The sequence below is a fragment of the Adlercreutzia sp. genome (assembly GCF_056795635.1).
Genome location: NZ_JBQIIT010000005.1, coordinates 1 through 15,746, shown reverse-complemented (window position 1 = coordinate 15,746; position 15,746 = coordinate 1). Strand labels below are relative to the sequence as shown.

The window sequence follows — 15,746 nt, the reverse complement described above, 5'->3', positions numbered from 1 at the left end:
CGCGGATGACCGCCTCCCCGTGGGCGCAAGCAGCCGCCCCTCCGTCGTTCGCGCAAACGGCCCGCTCGGCGGTCACGCTAGGCCCACCGCTCGCGCATGTAGGCCCAGCGCTCGTCGCGGGCGGCCTCGATGGCGGCTAGGTCGGCCCCGTCGTCGGCGCGGAAGCGGCCCTGGCGGCGCAGGTAGGGCTCGATGGGCTTGAACGCCTTGGGGTTGCGGTTCAGGCGGAAGGTTCCCCCGGGCATACCTGACAGGGCCGGACCCTCGTACTCGGCGAGGTACCACAGGCCCGTGTCCACGATCTCCTTGGCCACGTCCACCATGTCCTCCGAGGGAAAGCCCCAGCCCACCGGACAGGGCGCCATCACGTGGATGAACCGGGTGCCGCGCACATCGCGGGCCCGCTCCACCTTCTTCAAGAAGTCGCTCAGATAGCCCACCGAGGCCGTGGCGGCGTAGGGAATGCCGTGGGCCGCCACGATGTCGAACAGGCTCTTCTTCTGCGTGAGGCAGCCGTGCTCGCTCTGGCCCGCGGGCGTGGTCGTCGTAGAGGCGCCGAAGGGGGTGAGCCCCGACTTCTGGATACCCGTGTTCATGTAGGCCTCGTTGTCGTAGCAGATGTAGAGCACATCATCGTTGCGGTCGATGGCCCCCGACAGGGCCTGCAGGCCGATATCCGCCGTGCCCCCGTCACCGGCGAACCCCACCACGGTGCAGTCCTCGGGGGCCGTCCCCTGGGCCGCAAGCCCGGCCCGGATGCCCGAGAGCACCGCGGCCGTGGCGGCGAAGGGGGTGATCGTGGCGTTGTTGCCGAAGGCCAGCTGGGGGAAGTTGAAGCCCACGGCGCTCATGCAGCCGGCGGGCAGGGCACTCACCGCATGGGGCCCGAGCACCTTCAGCACCTGGCGCACCACAAGGGCGCCGCCGCAGCCGGGACAGGCCTTGTGGCCGTAGAAGAACTCCTCGTCGGTGATGTTCCGCGCGTTCACGGTCATCGCGGGCCCCCTTCCTCGTCGTCGATGCCCAGGAACACGACCTGGCCGGCCTCGCCCTGGCCGGCCGCCAAACGCTCCAGATCGGCGAAGCAGGCCCGCACCTGGTCGCGGGAGATGTCGGCGCCGCCCAGGCCCCCGATGAAGTTCAGGGCCGACCGGGCCACGCCGCGCCGGGCGCAGGCGGCCAGCACGGTGGAGAACACCGCGCCGCCGTCGCCGCCGAAGGAGATGTCCTTCTCCAGCACGCCCACGGCCGCCGCCCCGGCCAGAGCCTCGGCCAGCTGGCGGCCCGGCACCGGGCGCAGGTAGCGGATGCGCAGCACGCCGGCCCGCTTGCCCGCCGCGCGCAGCTCGTCGGCCACATCGCGGGCAATGCCGGCTACCGAGCCCAAGGTGACCAGCACGAAATCGGCGTCCTCACAGCGGTAGGCGTCCACGAGCCCCGGGTACCGGCGCCCGCAGGTGGCGGCGAAGCGGGCCTCCACCTCTTCCACCACGGCCTCGGCGGTCAGCATGTCGCGGTGGTGCCAGTACTGGTAGTGGCCGTTGAACTCCGGGCCGGCGGAATAGCCGATGCTCACCGGGTGCTCGAAGTTGAAGCGGTTGGCCGTGCGGTAGGGCGGCAGGAAGGCGTCGGCATCTTCCGCCGCGGGCACCTCCACCGACTCGTAGGTGTGGGTGAGCGCGAAGCCGTCCACGTTCACCATCACCGGCAGGCTCACGCGCTCGTCCTCGGCCACGGCGTAGGCCATGAGCGCCAGATCGAGCGCCTCCTGGTTGTTCTCGGCGTATACCTGGATCCAGCCGTGGTCCAGAAGCGACAGCGAGTCGCGCTGGTCGCCGTAGATGTTCCACGGCAGGGCGAGGGCGCGGTTCGCGTTCATCATCACAATGGGGAACCGGCCGCCCGAAGCGTAGGTGAGGCACTCGGCCATGTACAGCAGGCCCTGGGACGAGGTGGCCGTGAACGTGCGCGCGCCCGTGGCCGCCGCCCCCATGGCCGCCGCCAGGGCCGTGTGCTCGCTTTCCACGTGCAAGTACTCGCAGGTAAGGCTGCCCTCTTCCACCATGGAGGCCAGGGCCTCCACCACCGTGGTCTGGGGCGTGATGGGATAGGCCGAGATCACCTGGGGCCGCGCCAAGCGCACGCCCTCGGCGAAGGCCTCGTTGCCCGAGAGGAACTTCCTCATGCCGCACCTCCTTCCTGCTCGTCCACCATGGCGATGCAGGGCACGGGGCACACCTTCGCGCACACGCCGCAGCCCTTGCAGAAATCGTAGTCGATAGCGAGGCCGCCGGCCACGCCATCGTCGTCGCGCACCTTGAAGATGGTGCCGTCGGGGCAGTACATGTAGCAGTTGAGGCACAGCGTGCACTGCACCGGGTCGATCACGGGCCGCAGGCTGCGCCAGCCGGCGTTCACCGAGGTGAGGTAACCGCCCTCAAAGCAGGTGGAGCGGGCGAACTGCTCGGGTCGCGCCGCCAAACCGTCCCGCAAGTGCGGGGTGAACGTCCGATTCATCATGCCTCGCTCCCCTCTTCCGCAAGCAGCACCGTGGCCGCCAGGTCGAACAGGCCCGTGCCCGAATCGCCGCCGCGTGGACCCAAGCCGCCCAGATGGGGCACGTCGGGCCGAGACGCCAGCGTCTCGAAGGCGGCATCCACGATACGCAAGTTCTTCTCGTGCAGCCGCGCGGGCATGGTAGCGCGAATACCCTCGTGCACGTCTTCCAAGCTGACCGCGTCGCAGAGGGCCGGAATGGCACCCAAGAACACCGTATTGGGAATGGGCCGCCCCAGCACACCCGCAGAGATGCCGTCGGCGTCGATGGCCACCACCCGCGGGTCGTCCACCGTCCGGCGGGTGTTCAGCAGCATGAGGCCGCCGTCGGCCAGCTCGGCGTCCCACCCGTCGGCCAAGAGCGTCTCGTCCAAATACACCACGATGCCCGCCCGGGCCACGACGCTGCGGTCGCCGATGGGCGCCCGGTCGATCTTCGTGAACGCACGCATGGGCGCACCTCTCCGTTCCGGCCCGAAGGTCGGGAAGGCCAGGGCGTGGGCCCCGGCCGACAGGGCCGCCGCGGCGCCCAGGCACCGGGCCGCCGTAAAGGCCCCCTGCCCGCCCCGCGCGTGCCAAATGACTTCCAGCATGGGCATCCCTCTCTCAATACCGAAGGGCGACCGTAACGGCCGCCCTTGCATCTCTCTCGTTATCCCTTGCGACTATTTATTCGCATAGTAGTCTAGGCTGCGCGCGAGATGGGTGACGAAGCGCTCCCCCATGACCGACAGGTCGCGGTTGTCGGCGGACACATAGCCCAGGTGCAGAACCACGTCGGTCTCCAGCGGAATGGTGGTCAGGGCGCTGCCGTCGGTGATGCCCACCAGGATGCCGCTCGTCACCGTATAGCCGTTGATGGCCATGATGAGCTCGGTGAGCGACGCGCGGTCGGTGCAGGCCACCTTCTTGGCCCGGGGCATGTCGGACAGGGCCTCCTCAAAGAAGGCGATGGGAGCGCCCTCGCCCTGGTCGAAGTACACGTAGGGATAGTCGGCCAGCTGCTCCAGGCTGAGCTCCTTGGCGTTCACGAGCGGGTGGCTCGACGGGAGGGCCACCAACGGCGCCGAGGCGGCCAGCTCGTGGAAGGTGAGCCCTGCCTCGGTGAAGGCCTCGGTGAGCGCCGCCTCGGTGGCCGAGGTCAGCATGACCACACCCAGCTCGGAAGTGCCGGAGGCCACGTCGTCGATGACCCCTTGGGTGGTGCGGTCGCGCAGGGCGTAGGAATAGCTGTCGCCGCCGGCGGCCAGGATGGTGTGGGCGAAGGACTGCACGTCGAACAGGTAGTGCTGCCCGGAAATGGAGAAGTCGAAAGCGGTCATGGGGTTCCCTTCTATCGGTTATCCGCATTATAGCGGGCCGCGCACGGCCGGAGGGCGGCACGCGGCCATCAAGTGCAACGGGGGCTTCGGGCCCTAGGCGCCCTTGCGCTCGTCGATGAAGCGGCTGGCCTTGTGCTCGGAAGAAGTGCCCAGCTTGCCGGCATCAAAGACGAGCACCTTGGCCGGCTTCACGCCGGTGTGGGCCTTCAGCGCCGCCGACACGCGGGCGGCCACGGCATCGAAGGGCTCGTCGGATCCCTGGGCGCGCTCCACCGATACCTCGTAGCGCGTAGAGAAGTTCTCGTCGTACACGCGGATGAGGTACTCGCCCGTGAGCCCGTCCTCAGCGCGCACCACGTACTCCACATCAGAGGGGAACACGTTCACGGCGCCCACGATGAACATCTCGTCCTTGCGGCCGGTGATGTGGATGCGGGCCAGGGTGCGCCCGCAGGTGCATTGCTCGTTGGACACGTACCCGATGTCGCCGGTGCGGAAGCGGATCATGGGACGGGCCTTCTTCATGAGGGTGGTGTACACCAGCTCGCCCACCTCGCCGGGGGCCAGCACCTCGCCGGTGGCCGGGTCCACGGTCTCCACGAGGATCTGGTCCTCCGCAATATGCAGGCCGTCGTGGGCCTCGCAGGCCGCCGCGCAGGCGCCGTAGATGTCGGACAGCCCGAAGAAATCCACCACCTTCGCGTCCCACAGGTTCTCAATGGCCTCGCGGGTGCTCTTGATGGAGCCACCCGGCTCGCCGGCCACGATGATGGTGTGGATAGAGAAGTCACGGCGCGGGTCGAGTCCCTTCTCCTTGATCTTCTCGCCCAGCGTCCAGGCGTAGGACGGGCTCGTCCAGATCACCGTGGGCTGGTACTGCTGCAGCACGAAGATGAGGCGGTCGGAGGGCACCGCGCCCACCCAGATGGCCAGGGCTCCCAGGCGCTGGGCGCCGATGACGTCGGGGCCGCCCACGTAGAGGGCGAAGTTCAGGCCGTGCACGTAGCGGTCGGTGGGGCGCATGCCGGCCTGCCAGAACAGGCGCGCCTCGGTGTCCTGCCACAGGTCGAAGTCCTCCTGGGTGAAGGGGCTCACCGTGGGCACGCCGGTGGAGCCAGACGAGGTGGCCATGAAGATGACCTCCTCCTCGGGCACCGAGCACATCTCACCGAAGAACGAGCCCACGTGCTGGGTCTCGCGCTCGGTCTTCTTGTCCACGAAGGGGAAGCGCTCCAGATCCTTCAGGGTCTTGATGTCCTCGGGCTTCACGCCGGCCTCGTCGAAGGAGCGCCTGTACCAGACGGTGTTCTCGTAGGCGTAGCGCACCATCTCCTGGAGCCGCTCCAGCTGCATGGCCTCCAGCTCGGGCCGCGGCATGCACTCGATCTCGGGATCGTAGTACTTCTGATCGTAGGGGATGTTCTTCTTCGCCATCACTGCTCCTTGTTCCGGTCTCCTGGGGCGCGAGGAATCCAGCGGCTCCTCGCTTCTTTCGTGTGGGTCAGTATGATGCCCGAAGCCACGGCGCGGAGCAAGGGCAAAACGCATACAGAATAGGGAAAGCCCGCCATCGCGAAGGTCGATAGCAGACTTTCATCTGGGAAAATGAAGCGGCGCGGGGTGCCCCTCACCGCGGACGGCCCGGTGCTCCCCTCTAGCTGAGCGTGCCCTGGGCGGCCAGGACAGCTTGGGACATCTGGTAGGACAGCACTACGAGGCCCAGGATCACGATGGTGACGATCACCTTCACGACGACATGCCAGGTACAGGCGCCGCGCCACATCATCACGAGCCCCACGGGCCACAGCACGATCAGGAAGAACACGATCCAGAAGGCCTGGTCGTACCACTTCTTCTCGTCGCCCGTCGTGACGATGTCGTTGGCGTGCTCGCTCGTGCGGCCCTGGCCGCGACGCGTCCAGTCGCCGTAGCTGCGACCGTTCTCGTCCTTGAAAATGCCCATGGAAAATCCCTTCGTCAATGTTGACCTTATAACTTTTGGTTGGGATTCTATCATTGCCTCCGCGCAAGGGCGCCCGAGCGCTGCCCCTGTCACGAACCCGTCACAGCCAAGCACCGCGACCGATAATCGATCGTTGCCGGTTGCGGGCACAACGCCCAACTTTCGCTGGACCGATCGCCAATTCCCGAGCCGCACATTGTGAACGGCGTGTTTGCAGCTAGCCACATCTTTATAGCGAAAGACGCAAGCTATGGCGCCTACCACCCCGCCTTCAGCCCATCGATGGCAGACGCATCACCGTCAACGAGCAGCTTAACCCGACCCTCCCCAAAAGGCCGCGCTCCCCCACGAGATGCGGTCTTTCTTGCAGCCAGAAGCTTACAATCCGTATTCCCGAAGAAGACTCTCGACCGCCACAGGGTCGGCCATAACGGAAAGGGCGTCTTCAGCGCGGCCATCTTCTGCCAGCTTGGCGGCAAGAGCAGCCACCCTGGCAACGCCTTCTGCGCGACCCTCTGCGCGACCCTCAGCGCGACCCTCAGCTAAGCCTTCCTCGCGACCTTCTGCCAGGCCTTCCTCGCGACCTTCTGCCAGGCCTTCCTCGCGACCTTCCGCCAAGCCTTCAGCGATGGCATCGGCACGGGCCTCTTCCAGCAAATCTCTTACGGTCATCACGGAGCCCACCCACTCTCTGTCCTCATTGGCCGTGGAGACTTCGGCATCCATAGCGCTCACAAGCTTGTCATCTGGCGCTACGGAGCCTCTTTGAATATATTCTAGCAGATTACGCAGCCCTTCATTGGGCGCGGCAGCGGCGGCCCGCGCGTTCAGCACCACCCACGTGGAGCCGGTCTGAGCCGCAAGGGCCGGATTCTCCCGGCAGAGACGGTCGAAGGTGTACACGGGAAGGCCTGCGCCGGGCCAGTCGAAATCACAGGCAAAGATGATGTAGCTGTCGCGCAGATCCCTCCACGACGAACCCTGGTCCAGCAACCCCGAATCGATGCTCGCTTGATAGTAGCGCAGACGGCGCCCCAAATCGGCATGGGGATTGGCCTGCATCTCCACATCGATGACGCCCAAGACCGTCTCAGCGTACACATCGAGCCGCACCCCGCGGGATGCCACGGCGGGCTGGAGCACCTGCTCCCGATTGAGATAGGAGATGGAACCCACTTCGGTACCGAGAACGCGCTCTAAAAAGCCCCGGCAAATATCCTCGCGGCAGAGCACGCGTCCGAACATGAAGTTGTTGGATATGGTAATACGGCTGGTCATGGCAGCCCCCTTTCTTCTCGGCGGCTGTCCCCGTTTCCGGGTTAGGGGCTCCCCAGCCTCAGGTTCACCTCTGGTGAACCTGTAAGAACATTTGTTCTATTATAGAATCTTGAGTTAATAATTGCAAGAGGGGAAAGCGGTCATTTGAAAAGCCAGCCCCTTTCCGACGAAGGGCCGCCCCTCTCAGGACGACCCTTCGCAGCACAAGGCAAAATTGACGATCTCGCTTCCCTACCCCAGCTTCTTCGCCAGCAGCTCGTTGATGATCTTGGGATTGCCCTGGCCGCGCATGGCCTTCATGCACTGGCCCACGAAGAACCCGATGACCTTGGTGTTGCCCTCGCGGTAGCGGGCCACCTCGTCGGGGTTGGCGGCGATTACCTCGTCCACCACGGCCTCGATGGCCCCGGCGTCGGACACCTGCTTCATGCCGCGGGCCTCCACGATAGCCGCCGGCTCGGCGTCCTCGTCCATCATGGTCGCGAACACCTCCTTGCCCTGCTTGGAAGAGATGGCCTCGCTCGCGATGAGCTTCACCAGCGCGAGCGCCCGGGCGGCCGTCAGCGGCGTGTCGGCCAGAGCGGTGTCCTCGTGGGCGTTCAGCCAGGCGGTCACATCGTTGATGATGAGGTTCGCAAGGGGCTTGGCGAACTTGCTGCCGCCCTTCTCGGCGACAGCCAGCGCCATGCACTCGTCGAAGAAGTCCGCCGTGGTCCGATGGTCCACCAGGTGGCGCGCATCATAGGCCGTCAACCCGAAATCGGCGGCGTAGCGGGCCGCCTTCTGGTCGGGCAGCTCGGGCAGCTTGGCCCGCACCCCCTCGATGAACTCGTCGGTGAGATCGTAGGGCGCCAGATCGGGCTCGGGGAACAGGCGGTAGTCGTCGGCGGTCTCCTTCACGCGCATGACGATGGTGCGCTTGGCCGACGGGTCCCAGTGGCGCGTCTCCTGGTAGATGACGCCCCCCTCTTCCAGCACCTCGGCCTGGCGGCAGATCTCGTAGGCCAAACCGTCGTGGAGGTTCTTGAAGGAGTTCATGTTCTTCAGCTCGGTCTTGGTGCCGAAGGCGGTGGTACCGCGGCGGCGCAGGGACACGTTGCCGTCGCAGCGCAGGGACCCCTCCTCCATGGAGCAGTCGGAAATGCCAATGGCCAGATAGATCTGGCGCAGCTTCTGCATGAACAGGCGCGCCTCCTCGGGCGTGCGCAGGTCGGGCTCGGTCACCAGCTCGATGAGCGGGGTGCCGGCGCGGTTGTAGTCCACAAGCGACTGGGTGGCCCCGGCGATGCGGCCCTCGCCGCCGCCCAGGTGCACCATCTTGCCGGCGTCCTCCTCCATGTGGATGCGGGTGATGCCCACATGGGCCACATAGCCGTCCTCGGTGCGGGTGATGTTGCCGTCGCGCTCGCCGGGCGCAAGGGCGTCCAGGCGGTAGCGCTCGGCGGCCCCGCGGCCGTCCACGTCCAGATCCAAGTGGCCGCGCATGCAGAAGGCGATGGGGCCCTGGGTGGTCTGGAAGTTCTTCGCCATATCGGGGTACATGTAGTTCTTACGGTAGAACATCGAGTGCTTCTCGATATCGCAGTTGGTGGCCAGGCCCGCCAGCACGATGGACTCGATGGCGGCGCGGTTGGGCACGGGAAGCGCCCCGGGCAGCCCCAGGCACACCGGGCAGGTGTGGGTGTTGGGGGCCGCGCCGAACTCCAGCTTGCAGCCGCAGAACATCTTCGTCTCCAGGGTGGTCAGCTCGGCGTGGATCTCCAGGCCGATGACGGCCTCCCAAGTCTCGAATACCTCTTCCAGGGTCTTCATTTACGCACCCACCTTTCCGTCGGCATAGTCGGGGGCCACGGGCGCCGGGCCGTAGACGGTCTCCAGGGCCGCTGCGGCGCGGAACATGTTCGCGTCCTTGAAAGGCGGCGCGATAAGCTGGACGCCCACGGGCAGGCCCGTGTCGGCGCCGAGGCCCACCGGCACGGACATGCCGCCGTTGCCGGCGATGTTGATGGAGATGGTGAACATGTCGCCCAGATACATCTCGGTGGGATCGCCGATCTCGCCCAGCTTGAAAGCCGTGCGCGGGGCCACCGGCGTGAGGATGCAATCCACCGACTCGTAGGCGGCGGCGTAGTCGCGAGTGATGAGGGTGCGCACCTGCTGGGCCGGGTAGTAGTACCTGTCGTAGACGCCGGCCGACAGCAAGTAACTGCCGAGCATGATGCGGCGGCGCGCTTCGGGCCCGAAGCCGCGGGCGCGGCTGGCCTCGTACTGGCTGCCCAGATCCTTGTGGCCCGGATCGCAGTAGCCGTAGCGCACCGAGTCGAAGCGGGCCAGGTTGCTGAAGGCCTCGCAGGGGCCCAGCACATAGTAGGCGCTCATGGCGGCCTGGGCGTGGGGCAGCTCCACTTCCACGAGCTCGGCGCCCATCTTCTCCAGGGCCAGGGCGGCCTCCTGGGCCTTGGCCTTCACCTCGGGGGCGAGGCCGGCGGCCTCCAGGAAGGCGGGCACAATGCCGATTCTCATGCCGCGCACCCCCTCGGCAAGGTTCGCCGTGAAGTCCACGTCGCTCGGCTGGCTCGTGCAGTCAAGCTCGTCCCGGCCGGCCAGGGCGTTCAGGGTCAGGGCGGCGTCTTCCACCGAGCGGGCGAAAGGGCCCACCTGGTCCAGCGAGCTGCCGAAGGCCACCACGCCGTAGCGCGAGACCACGCCGTAGGTGGGCTTCACGCCCACCAGGCCGCAGAAGGAGCCGGGCTGGCGGATGGAGCCGCCGGTATCGGAGCCGAGGGACACGGGCACCAAGCCCGCCGCCACGGCCGCCGCGCTGCCGCCCGAGGAGCCGCCGGGCACGCGCTCGGTATCCCACGGGTTGCGCGTGGGCCCGAAGGCGGAGGTCTCGGTGGAGCCGCCGAAGGCGAACTCGTCCATGTTCAGCTTCCCGATGGGCAATGCCCCGGCCCGCAGGGTGCGCTCCACGCAGGTGGCGGTGTAGGGCGACACGTAATCGCGCAGCATGTTCGAGGCGCAAGTGGTGTGGGTGCCCGTCAGGTTCAGGTTGTCCTTGTAACCCACGGGCACACCGGCCAGAGGCCCCATCTCGGCCAGGCGCCCCTCGGCGATGGCCCCATCGATGCGGGAGGCGGCGTCCAAGGCCAGCTTCTCGGTGGTCTCCAGGAAGGAGTGCACCACCCCGTCGGCGGCCTCGATGCGCTCGAAGGTGCCGCGGGCCACCTCGGCGGCGGAGAACTCCTTGGCGGCGAGCCCCGCTTGAAGCTCGCGGACGGACATGCTTCCGAACGGCGTTGCCATTAGCGATCACCCCCCTCGCCCAGAATGGACGGGATGAGGAAGCTGCCGTTCTCCTGCTTCGGGGCGTTCTCCAGGGCCACGGCCTGGGCGAAGCTGCCGCGCACCGTATCGTCGCGCATGACGTTCGAGAGGTCGCCGATGGGATGGAACGTGGGCTCCACACCGTCCAGATCGAACTCGGTGATGGGCGCGAGGCTGTCGATGATGGCGTTCAGGTCGGCCGTCATGGCGACGACCTCCTCCGCCGTAAGACCGATGCGGGTGTACTCGGCAATGCCCCGCACATCAGCCTCGGAAAGATGCTGCGTCATGGCTGAGCGCTCCTTCTCGATGTTCGTAAATTAACCGCCCTATGATAGCAAAAAGCGGAGCCGCGAAACGCGCCGCGCCGCCAAGTGCGAAGATTCAGCAATTGGGCAAGGTAGTTTTTTTGCGTCAAATTTAGAGTTATGAGCGTCTCGCTTCCCCGCACCGCACCGCAGCTTGGAAGACAGTCGACAAAACGCCCGATCAGAGCATTGCAGAGAGCGGTCAATCTTTCGAACATGGGCCGAGCGAACCCCCGAGACGCTCACAACTCGAGATCTGACGCATCTTCCGGCCCCTTCGTCGACCGAGACGCCTGGGCGCAAAGCCGCCCCCCTCGAGCTACAGCCTTCACGGGGGAAGGCGCCCCGAGCGGTCTACAAACCGCGGACGCGGGCAGCCTCAGCCAGGGACGCCTCGTCGATGGGCTCTCCCTCGGGCACGTAGACGGCCAGGCACGGGAAGCTCGGCTTGGCGGCCATGAGAGCGCCGGGCTCAAGGCCGAAGCGCTCTTCCAGGCCGACCAGCACGTGGCGCACGTTGGCCTTGGTCATGCCGGCCCGGCGCAAGGGAGAGACCACCCCGGCCTCGGCCAGGGCCTTGAAGCCAGGGCGCCGCCCCGGATCGTCGGAGGCGTTGGTGCCGTCCACGATCACCGCGAAGCCATCGGCCGCGGCGGCCCGACGCACCGTATCGAAGATGAAGCGCTTGCAGCGGTAGCAGCGGTCCGGCGGGTTCGCGCAGATAGCTTCCTCGGCGAGCACATCGGCTTCCACCACCGTGAGCGGAATATCCAGGGCGTCGGTCACGGCCCGAGCGTCGTTCAATTCGAAGGCCGGCTGGAAGGCGGTCTTCACCAGGTAGGCGCGCACCTCGCAGCCCGCGAGCTTCGCCGCCGCCAGCACGAGGGACGAATCGCAGCCGCCCGAGAAGGCCACGGCCAGCTTCGGCTCCCGCAGCAGGTACATCTCCAGCGGCTCTCCGAACAGGTGCTGGCCAGGGCCCACATCCTCGGTATCCTCGGCCACGCGGGCCTCGTAATCGACCGGCACGCTCTCACTCGCGCCCTCGCTCGGGTCCGTCATTTCCCCAATCTTCGCCACGTCCATGATCGTCCTTCTGCATCGCAGCGGGCGGCGCGCCACCATCGCGCACCGCCCGCCCCACTCGTCTTGCCATGCGCCCCATTCGCGCGGGGAGCCGCTCCCCTAGCGCAGGGTAATGCCCTCGGGCAGCTCCGCAGTGCGCCAGTCCTCATCCTCGTCGCGCTCCTCTTCCACGACCGCGACCGCCGGCCGCTCCGGCTCCGGCGCCCCGAAAGCAGTGCGGAAGGCGTCGGCGTGCACGCGGGGCACGGCGAACACCACCAACGGCACCGCACCGGGGTTCTCGGCGAGCCACCCCTGGATGAGCCCGATGACCTGGGCCGGGTCGTAGCCGTTGCGGCCGCAGCCGAAGGCGCCCATGATGAGCGTCTCGACGCCGTTGGCGGCCGCGATGCGGAAGATGGCCTCGATGCGGTCGGCCAGGGCCTTGTCGCACTCGCGAGGCGAGCGGTGGTTCTCCAGGGCGTAAGCGCGGGTGGGCTCGGCGATGACCAGCACGTCGGCGCGACGGGTCTCCCCGCCCCGGTTGAACAGCACGCCGGGCACGTACAGGGCGCGGTCGGTGAACAGCGAGCCGCGACGGTAATCGCGGTTCTTGTCGTAGAAGTCGCGCTTGTGGGCGCAAAGCACCGGGTACAGGTTGCTCTCGGCGCAGAGGATCTGCTCGGGCCCGAAGGCGCCGTCCTCGTAGGCCCCACCGGGGCGCGTGAAGGCGCCGGGATCCACGATCATGGTCTTGCCGGAGGCGTCGCGGTACAGCGCCTCGGGAGCGAAGGAGGTCACCACCTTGGTGGTCGTCTCGGTAGCCGAGGGAGTCGCCCCGACGGCAGCCTCAGCCGCCTCAGCAGCCGCGGTCTCAGCAGTTTCGGCAGTCTCCGCCGCCTCAGCGGCCTCTTCAGCGATCTCGACTTCGGCCGCAGCCTCCTCGTTGCCGGCCAGGGCGCCGTCGGCATCCGCCTCGGCCACCGCGGCCGCGGCCCGGGCCGCCTCGGCAGCCGCCGCGCCCCACAGAAGTGCGCGACCCTCCCCTTCTTCATAGATGCGCGCGTTCTCGATGGCCTCGTCGGTCTCGCGTCCGAAGGCCGCCTTCATGAGCCCGATATGCCGCGCCGCCTCGCGCCGGCGCTCCTCGCGCTGCTCATCCCGGCTTGGCCGCCGCTCGCCGCGGCCGCCATCGCGCCCCCTGCATTCCACCATGTCCGCTCCTTTCGCCGATCTATGCCACAGCATACAAAGAGGCGGCCCGAGCCGCCTCTTCGCCATTCCTACACGTTGAACTTGAAGTGCATGACATCGCCGTCGCGGACGACGTAGTCCTTGCCCTCCTGGCGCAGCTTGCCTGCGTCGCGGCAGCCCTTCTCGCCGCCGAGGGTCACGTAGTCCTCGTAACTGGCCGCCTCGGCCTTGATGAAGCCGCGCTCGAAGTCGGTGTGGATGACACCAGCGGCTTGGGGGGCCTTCGCGCCTACGGGGATGGTCCAGGCGCGGGTCTCGGCCACGCCGCTCGTGAAGTAGCTCTGCAGGCCCAGAAGCCCATAGGCCTCGCGGATGAGGCGGGCCAGGCCGCTCTCGGCAAGCCCCAGGGCCTCCATATACTCCTTGGCCTCCTCCGGATCCATCTCGGACAGCTCGGCGATGTCGGCCTCCACCTTCGCAGAGATGGGCACGGGCGTGCAGCCGTCGATCTCGGGCAGCTCAGCATCCACGGCGTCCTCGTCCACATTCGCGATGTAGAGCATCGGCTTCATGGTCAGCAGGTGCAGGTCGTAGATGGCCGCCTGCTCGTCGTCGGTTAGCCCCAGGGTGCGGGCGCGATGACCCTCGTTCAGGCCCTCGAGCACCTTACGCGCCGTCTCCAGCTTCGCCACGCCGGCCTTATCGCGCTTGGCCTCCTTCTCCAGGCGGGGAATGGCCTTCTCCAGGGTGGCGATGTCGGCCAGGATGAGCTCGGTCTTGATGGTGTCCACATCGGAGAGCGGGTCCACCTTGCCGGCCACGTGGGTCACGTCCGGATCGCCGAAGAAGCGCACCACCTCGGCGATGGCGTCGGTCTCGCGGATGTTCGCGAGGAACTGGTTGCCCAGGCCCTCGCCCTGGCTCGCCCCGGCCACCAGGCCGGCGATGTCCACGAACTCCACGGTGGCCGGCACGATCTTGGCCGTATGGTCGATCTCGGCCAGAGCGTAGAGCCGCTCGTCGGGCACCGGCACGATGCCCACGTTGGGCTCGATGGTGGCGAACGGGTAGTTGGCTGCCAGACCGCCCTTGTTGGTCAGCGCCGTGAACAGCGTGGACTTGCCCACATTGGGCAGCCCCACGATACCGATTGAGAGAGCCATGCACATTCCTTACTTGAAGCCAATTTCGCAGTCGAACCATTATAGAGCTTTATTTCAAGATTCACAGGTTCGCCCAAGGAAGACAGCGAGGGTCCGACAGGTGCCTGCAATCGGCCCGCCTTTCGCCCAAGCGTACTTAGGTACGCGCCGTGGAGAAAACAAGGGTCGAGTGCAGGCGCCCATCGGACCCGCAGCGTCGAGGTGAGTTAGAAAGCCGAGGCTTTCTAACTCACATGGAAAAGAAGCCGAACTGAGCGGCCACGTAGGCCACCAGGATGATGATGACGAGCACCGGAGCGATGTACTTGATCATGGCCGTCCAGGCACCGGCGGCGGTGAACTTGCTGGAGATGCGCACCTCGTCGATGATGGCCTTGGGCTTGATGATCCAGCCGACGAACACGCAGGTGAGCAGCGCCACGATGGGCATGAGCACCGAGTTGGAGATGAAGTCGGCGAAGTCGAGCATGGAGCTGCCGGCCCCGAGCGGCTCGATGAAGGAGGCCACGTTGTAGCCAGCGTTGATGATAGCACCGGCGATGACCACGAACGCGATCACGATGCCGAGGGCCTTCCCGCGGGAGCACTGCAGGCCGTCGTGCACGATGGAGACGAGGGTCTCCACGAGGGAGATGGCGCTCGTCAGCGCCGCGAACAGCACCAGCAGGAAGAACAAGAAGCCGATGATGGTGGCCATGCCGCCCATGTCGACGAACACCGTGGGCAGCGTCACGAACATGAGGGAGGGGCCGGCCTTGGCGGCCACGGCGTCACCGGAGCCCATGGCCACGAAGGCCGCGGACACAATGAGCAGGCCGGCGATGAAGGACACGCCCAAATCGAAACCGCCGATGCGCACCACCGAGGAGGTGAGGCTGTCCTGCTTGCGCATGTAGGAGCCGTAGGTGATCATGATGCCCATGGCCAGCGACAGGCTGTAGAACATCTGGCCCAGAGCGCCGATGACCAGCTCCGGCGAGAACTTGCTGAAGTCCGGCGTGAGGTAGTACAGCGCGCCCTCCACGGCACCGGGCATGGTGAGCGTGTAGATGGCGATGCCGATGGCCATGATGATGAGCGCCGGCATCATGAACAGGTTCGCCTTCTCGATGCCGCCCTTCACGCCCAGGCCCACGACCACGAACACGATGGCCATGAACAGGAGCATCCAGATGTAGCTCTCCGCGCTCGAGGTGATGAAGCCGGTGAAGAAGTCGCCGCCGTCAGCGAGGGCAGCCGGGCCGTTCACCAGGTAAGCGGCCGTGTACTTCGTCACCCAGCCGCCGATGATGCAGTAGTACGGCGTGATGATGAAGGGCACCGCCGAGGCCAGGATGCCGATGAAGGCGTACTTCTTGCCGAAGCTCTTGAAGGCGCCGATGGCGGACTGGCCGGTCTTGCGGCCCAGGGCCGTCTCCAGCAGCAACAGCGACACGCCGAAGGTGAACACGAGCACCATATACGTGATGAGGAAGGTGCCGCCGCCGTACTTCGCCGCCAGATAGGGGAAGCGCCACATGTTCCCCAGACCCACCGCCGAGGCGGCCGCGGCCAGAATAAAGGCCCACTT

At 66.7% G+C, this 15,746-nt stretch carries 15 protein-coding genes; all 15 read right to left on the bottom strand.

The annotated features are described in order from the left end of the window. Positions 1-77: 77 nt before the first annotated feature. Positions 78-995 carry a thiamine pyrophosphate-dependent enzyme gene (locus ACTOXK_RS04225; RefSeq protein ID WP_482278528.1) on the bottom strand — a complete coding sequence of 306 codons (918 nt, stop codon included), beginning with the start codon at positions 993-995 and terminating at the stop codon, positions 78-80. Continuing rightward, positions 992-2,185: a transketolase C-terminal domain-containing protein gene (locus tag ACTOXK_RS04220; RefSeq protein ID WP_482278527.1), complete on the bottom strand. Its 1,194-nt coding sequence runs from the start codon at positions 2,183-2,185 to the stop codon at positions 992-994. Before ACTOXK_RS04220 ends, ACTOXK_RS04225 begins: the two co-directional genes overlap by 4 nt. Further along, complete coding sequence (locus ACTOXK_RS04215; RefSeq protein ID WP_482278526.1) at positions 2,182-2,520, bottom strand: 4Fe-4S binding protein; 339 nt, start codon at positions 2,518-2,520, stop codon at positions 2,182-2,184. Before ACTOXK_RS04215 ends, ACTOXK_RS04220 begins: the two co-directional genes overlap by 4 nt. Continuing rightward, the gene (locus ACTOXK_RS04210) at positions 2,517-3,149 is read right to left on the bottom strand and encodes a 2-oxoacid:acceptor oxidoreductase family protein (protein WP_482278525.1); all 633 of its coding nucleotides are present in this window, start codon (positions 3,147-3,149) and stop codon (positions 2,517-2,519) included. The genes ACTOXK_RS04215 and ACTOXK_RS04210 overlap by 4 nt, the downstream gene beginning before the upstream one ends. Before the next feature lie 72 nt (positions 3,150-3,221). Further along, the gene (locus ACTOXK_RS04205; RefSeq protein ID WP_482278524.1) at positions 3,222-3,878 is read right to left on the bottom strand and encodes a LysR substrate-binding domain-containing protein; all 657 of its coding nucleotides are present in this window, start codon (positions 3,876-3,878) and stop codon (positions 3,222-3,224) included. A 93-nt stretch (positions 3,879-3,971) separates the two neighbouring features. Next, on the bottom strand, positions 3,972-5,312 hold the full coding sequence (locus ACTOXK_RS04200; protein ID WP_482278543.1) for a phenylacetate--CoA ligase family protein: 1,341 nt from the start codon (positions 5,310-5,312) through the stop codon (positions 3,972-3,974). A gap of 220 nt (positions 5,313-5,532) precedes the next feature. Then, positions 5,533-5,841, bottom strand: a complete 309-nt coding sequence (locus ACTOXK_RS04195; RefSeq protein WP_482278676.1) for a holotricin-3 — start codon at positions 5,839-5,841, stop codon at positions 5,533-5,535. Between the two features lie 378 nt (positions 5,842-6,219). Further along, positions 6,220-7,119 carry an Rpn family recombination-promoting nuclease/putative transposase gene (locus ACTOXK_RS04190; protein WP_482278675.1) on the bottom strand — a complete coding sequence of 300 codons (900 nt, stop codon included), beginning with the start codon at positions 7,117-7,119 and terminating at the stop codon, positions 6,220-6,222. A 231-nt stretch (positions 7,120-7,350) separates the two neighbouring features. Beyond that, the gene (gene gatB, locus ACTOXK_RS04185; RefSeq protein WP_482278674.1) at positions 7,351-8,931 is read right to left on the bottom strand and encodes an Asp-tRNA(Asn)/Glu-tRNA(Gln) amidotransferase subunit GatB; all 1,581 of its coding nucleotides are present in this window, start codon (positions 8,929-8,931) and stop codon (positions 7,351-7,353) included. After that, the gene (gatA, locus tag ACTOXK_RS04180; protein WP_482279395.1) at positions 8,932-10,425 is read right to left on the bottom strand and encodes an Asp-tRNA(Asn)/Glu-tRNA(Gln) amidotransferase subunit GatA; all 1,494 of its coding nucleotides are present in this window, start codon (positions 10,423-10,425) and stop codon (positions 8,932-8,934) included. It lies immediately after the preceding gene. Continuing rightward, positions 10,425-10,736 (bottom strand): Asp-tRNA(Asn)/Glu-tRNA(Gln) amidotransferase subunit GatC, encoded by a 312-nt coding sequence (gene gatC, locus ACTOXK_RS04175; RefSeq protein WP_482278672.1) that lies wholly within the window; start codon positions 10,734-10,736, stop codon positions 10,425-10,427. The genes gatA and gatC overlap by 1 nt, the downstream gene beginning before the upstream one ends. Before the next feature lie 372 nt (positions 10,737-11,108). Beyond that, positions 11,109-11,840, bottom strand: a complete 732-nt coding sequence (larE, locus tag ACTOXK_RS04170) for an ATP-dependent sacrificial sulfur transferase LarE (protein ID WP_482278671.1) — start codon at positions 11,838-11,840, stop codon at positions 11,109-11,111. Positions 11,841-11,939: 99 nt separating this feature from the next. Further along, on the bottom strand, positions 11,940-13,034 hold the full coding sequence (locus tag ACTOXK_RS04165; protein ID WP_482278670.1) for a TIGR02452 family protein: 1,095 nt from the start codon (positions 13,032-13,034) through the stop codon (positions 11,940-11,942). Between the two features lie 68 nt (positions 13,035-13,102). Beyond that, positions 13,103-14,176, bottom strand: coding sequence for a redox-regulated ATPase YchF (gene ychF / locus ACTOXK_RS04160; RefSeq protein WP_482279396.1), 1,074 nt, complete (start codon positions 14,174-14,176; stop codon positions 13,103-13,105). A 229-nt stretch (positions 14,177-14,405) separates the two neighbouring features. Further along, positions 14,406-15,746: sodium-dependent transporter (locus ACTOXK_RS04155; RefSeq protein WP_482279854.1), on the bottom strand; the 1,341-nt coding region annotated here is incomplete at its 5' end.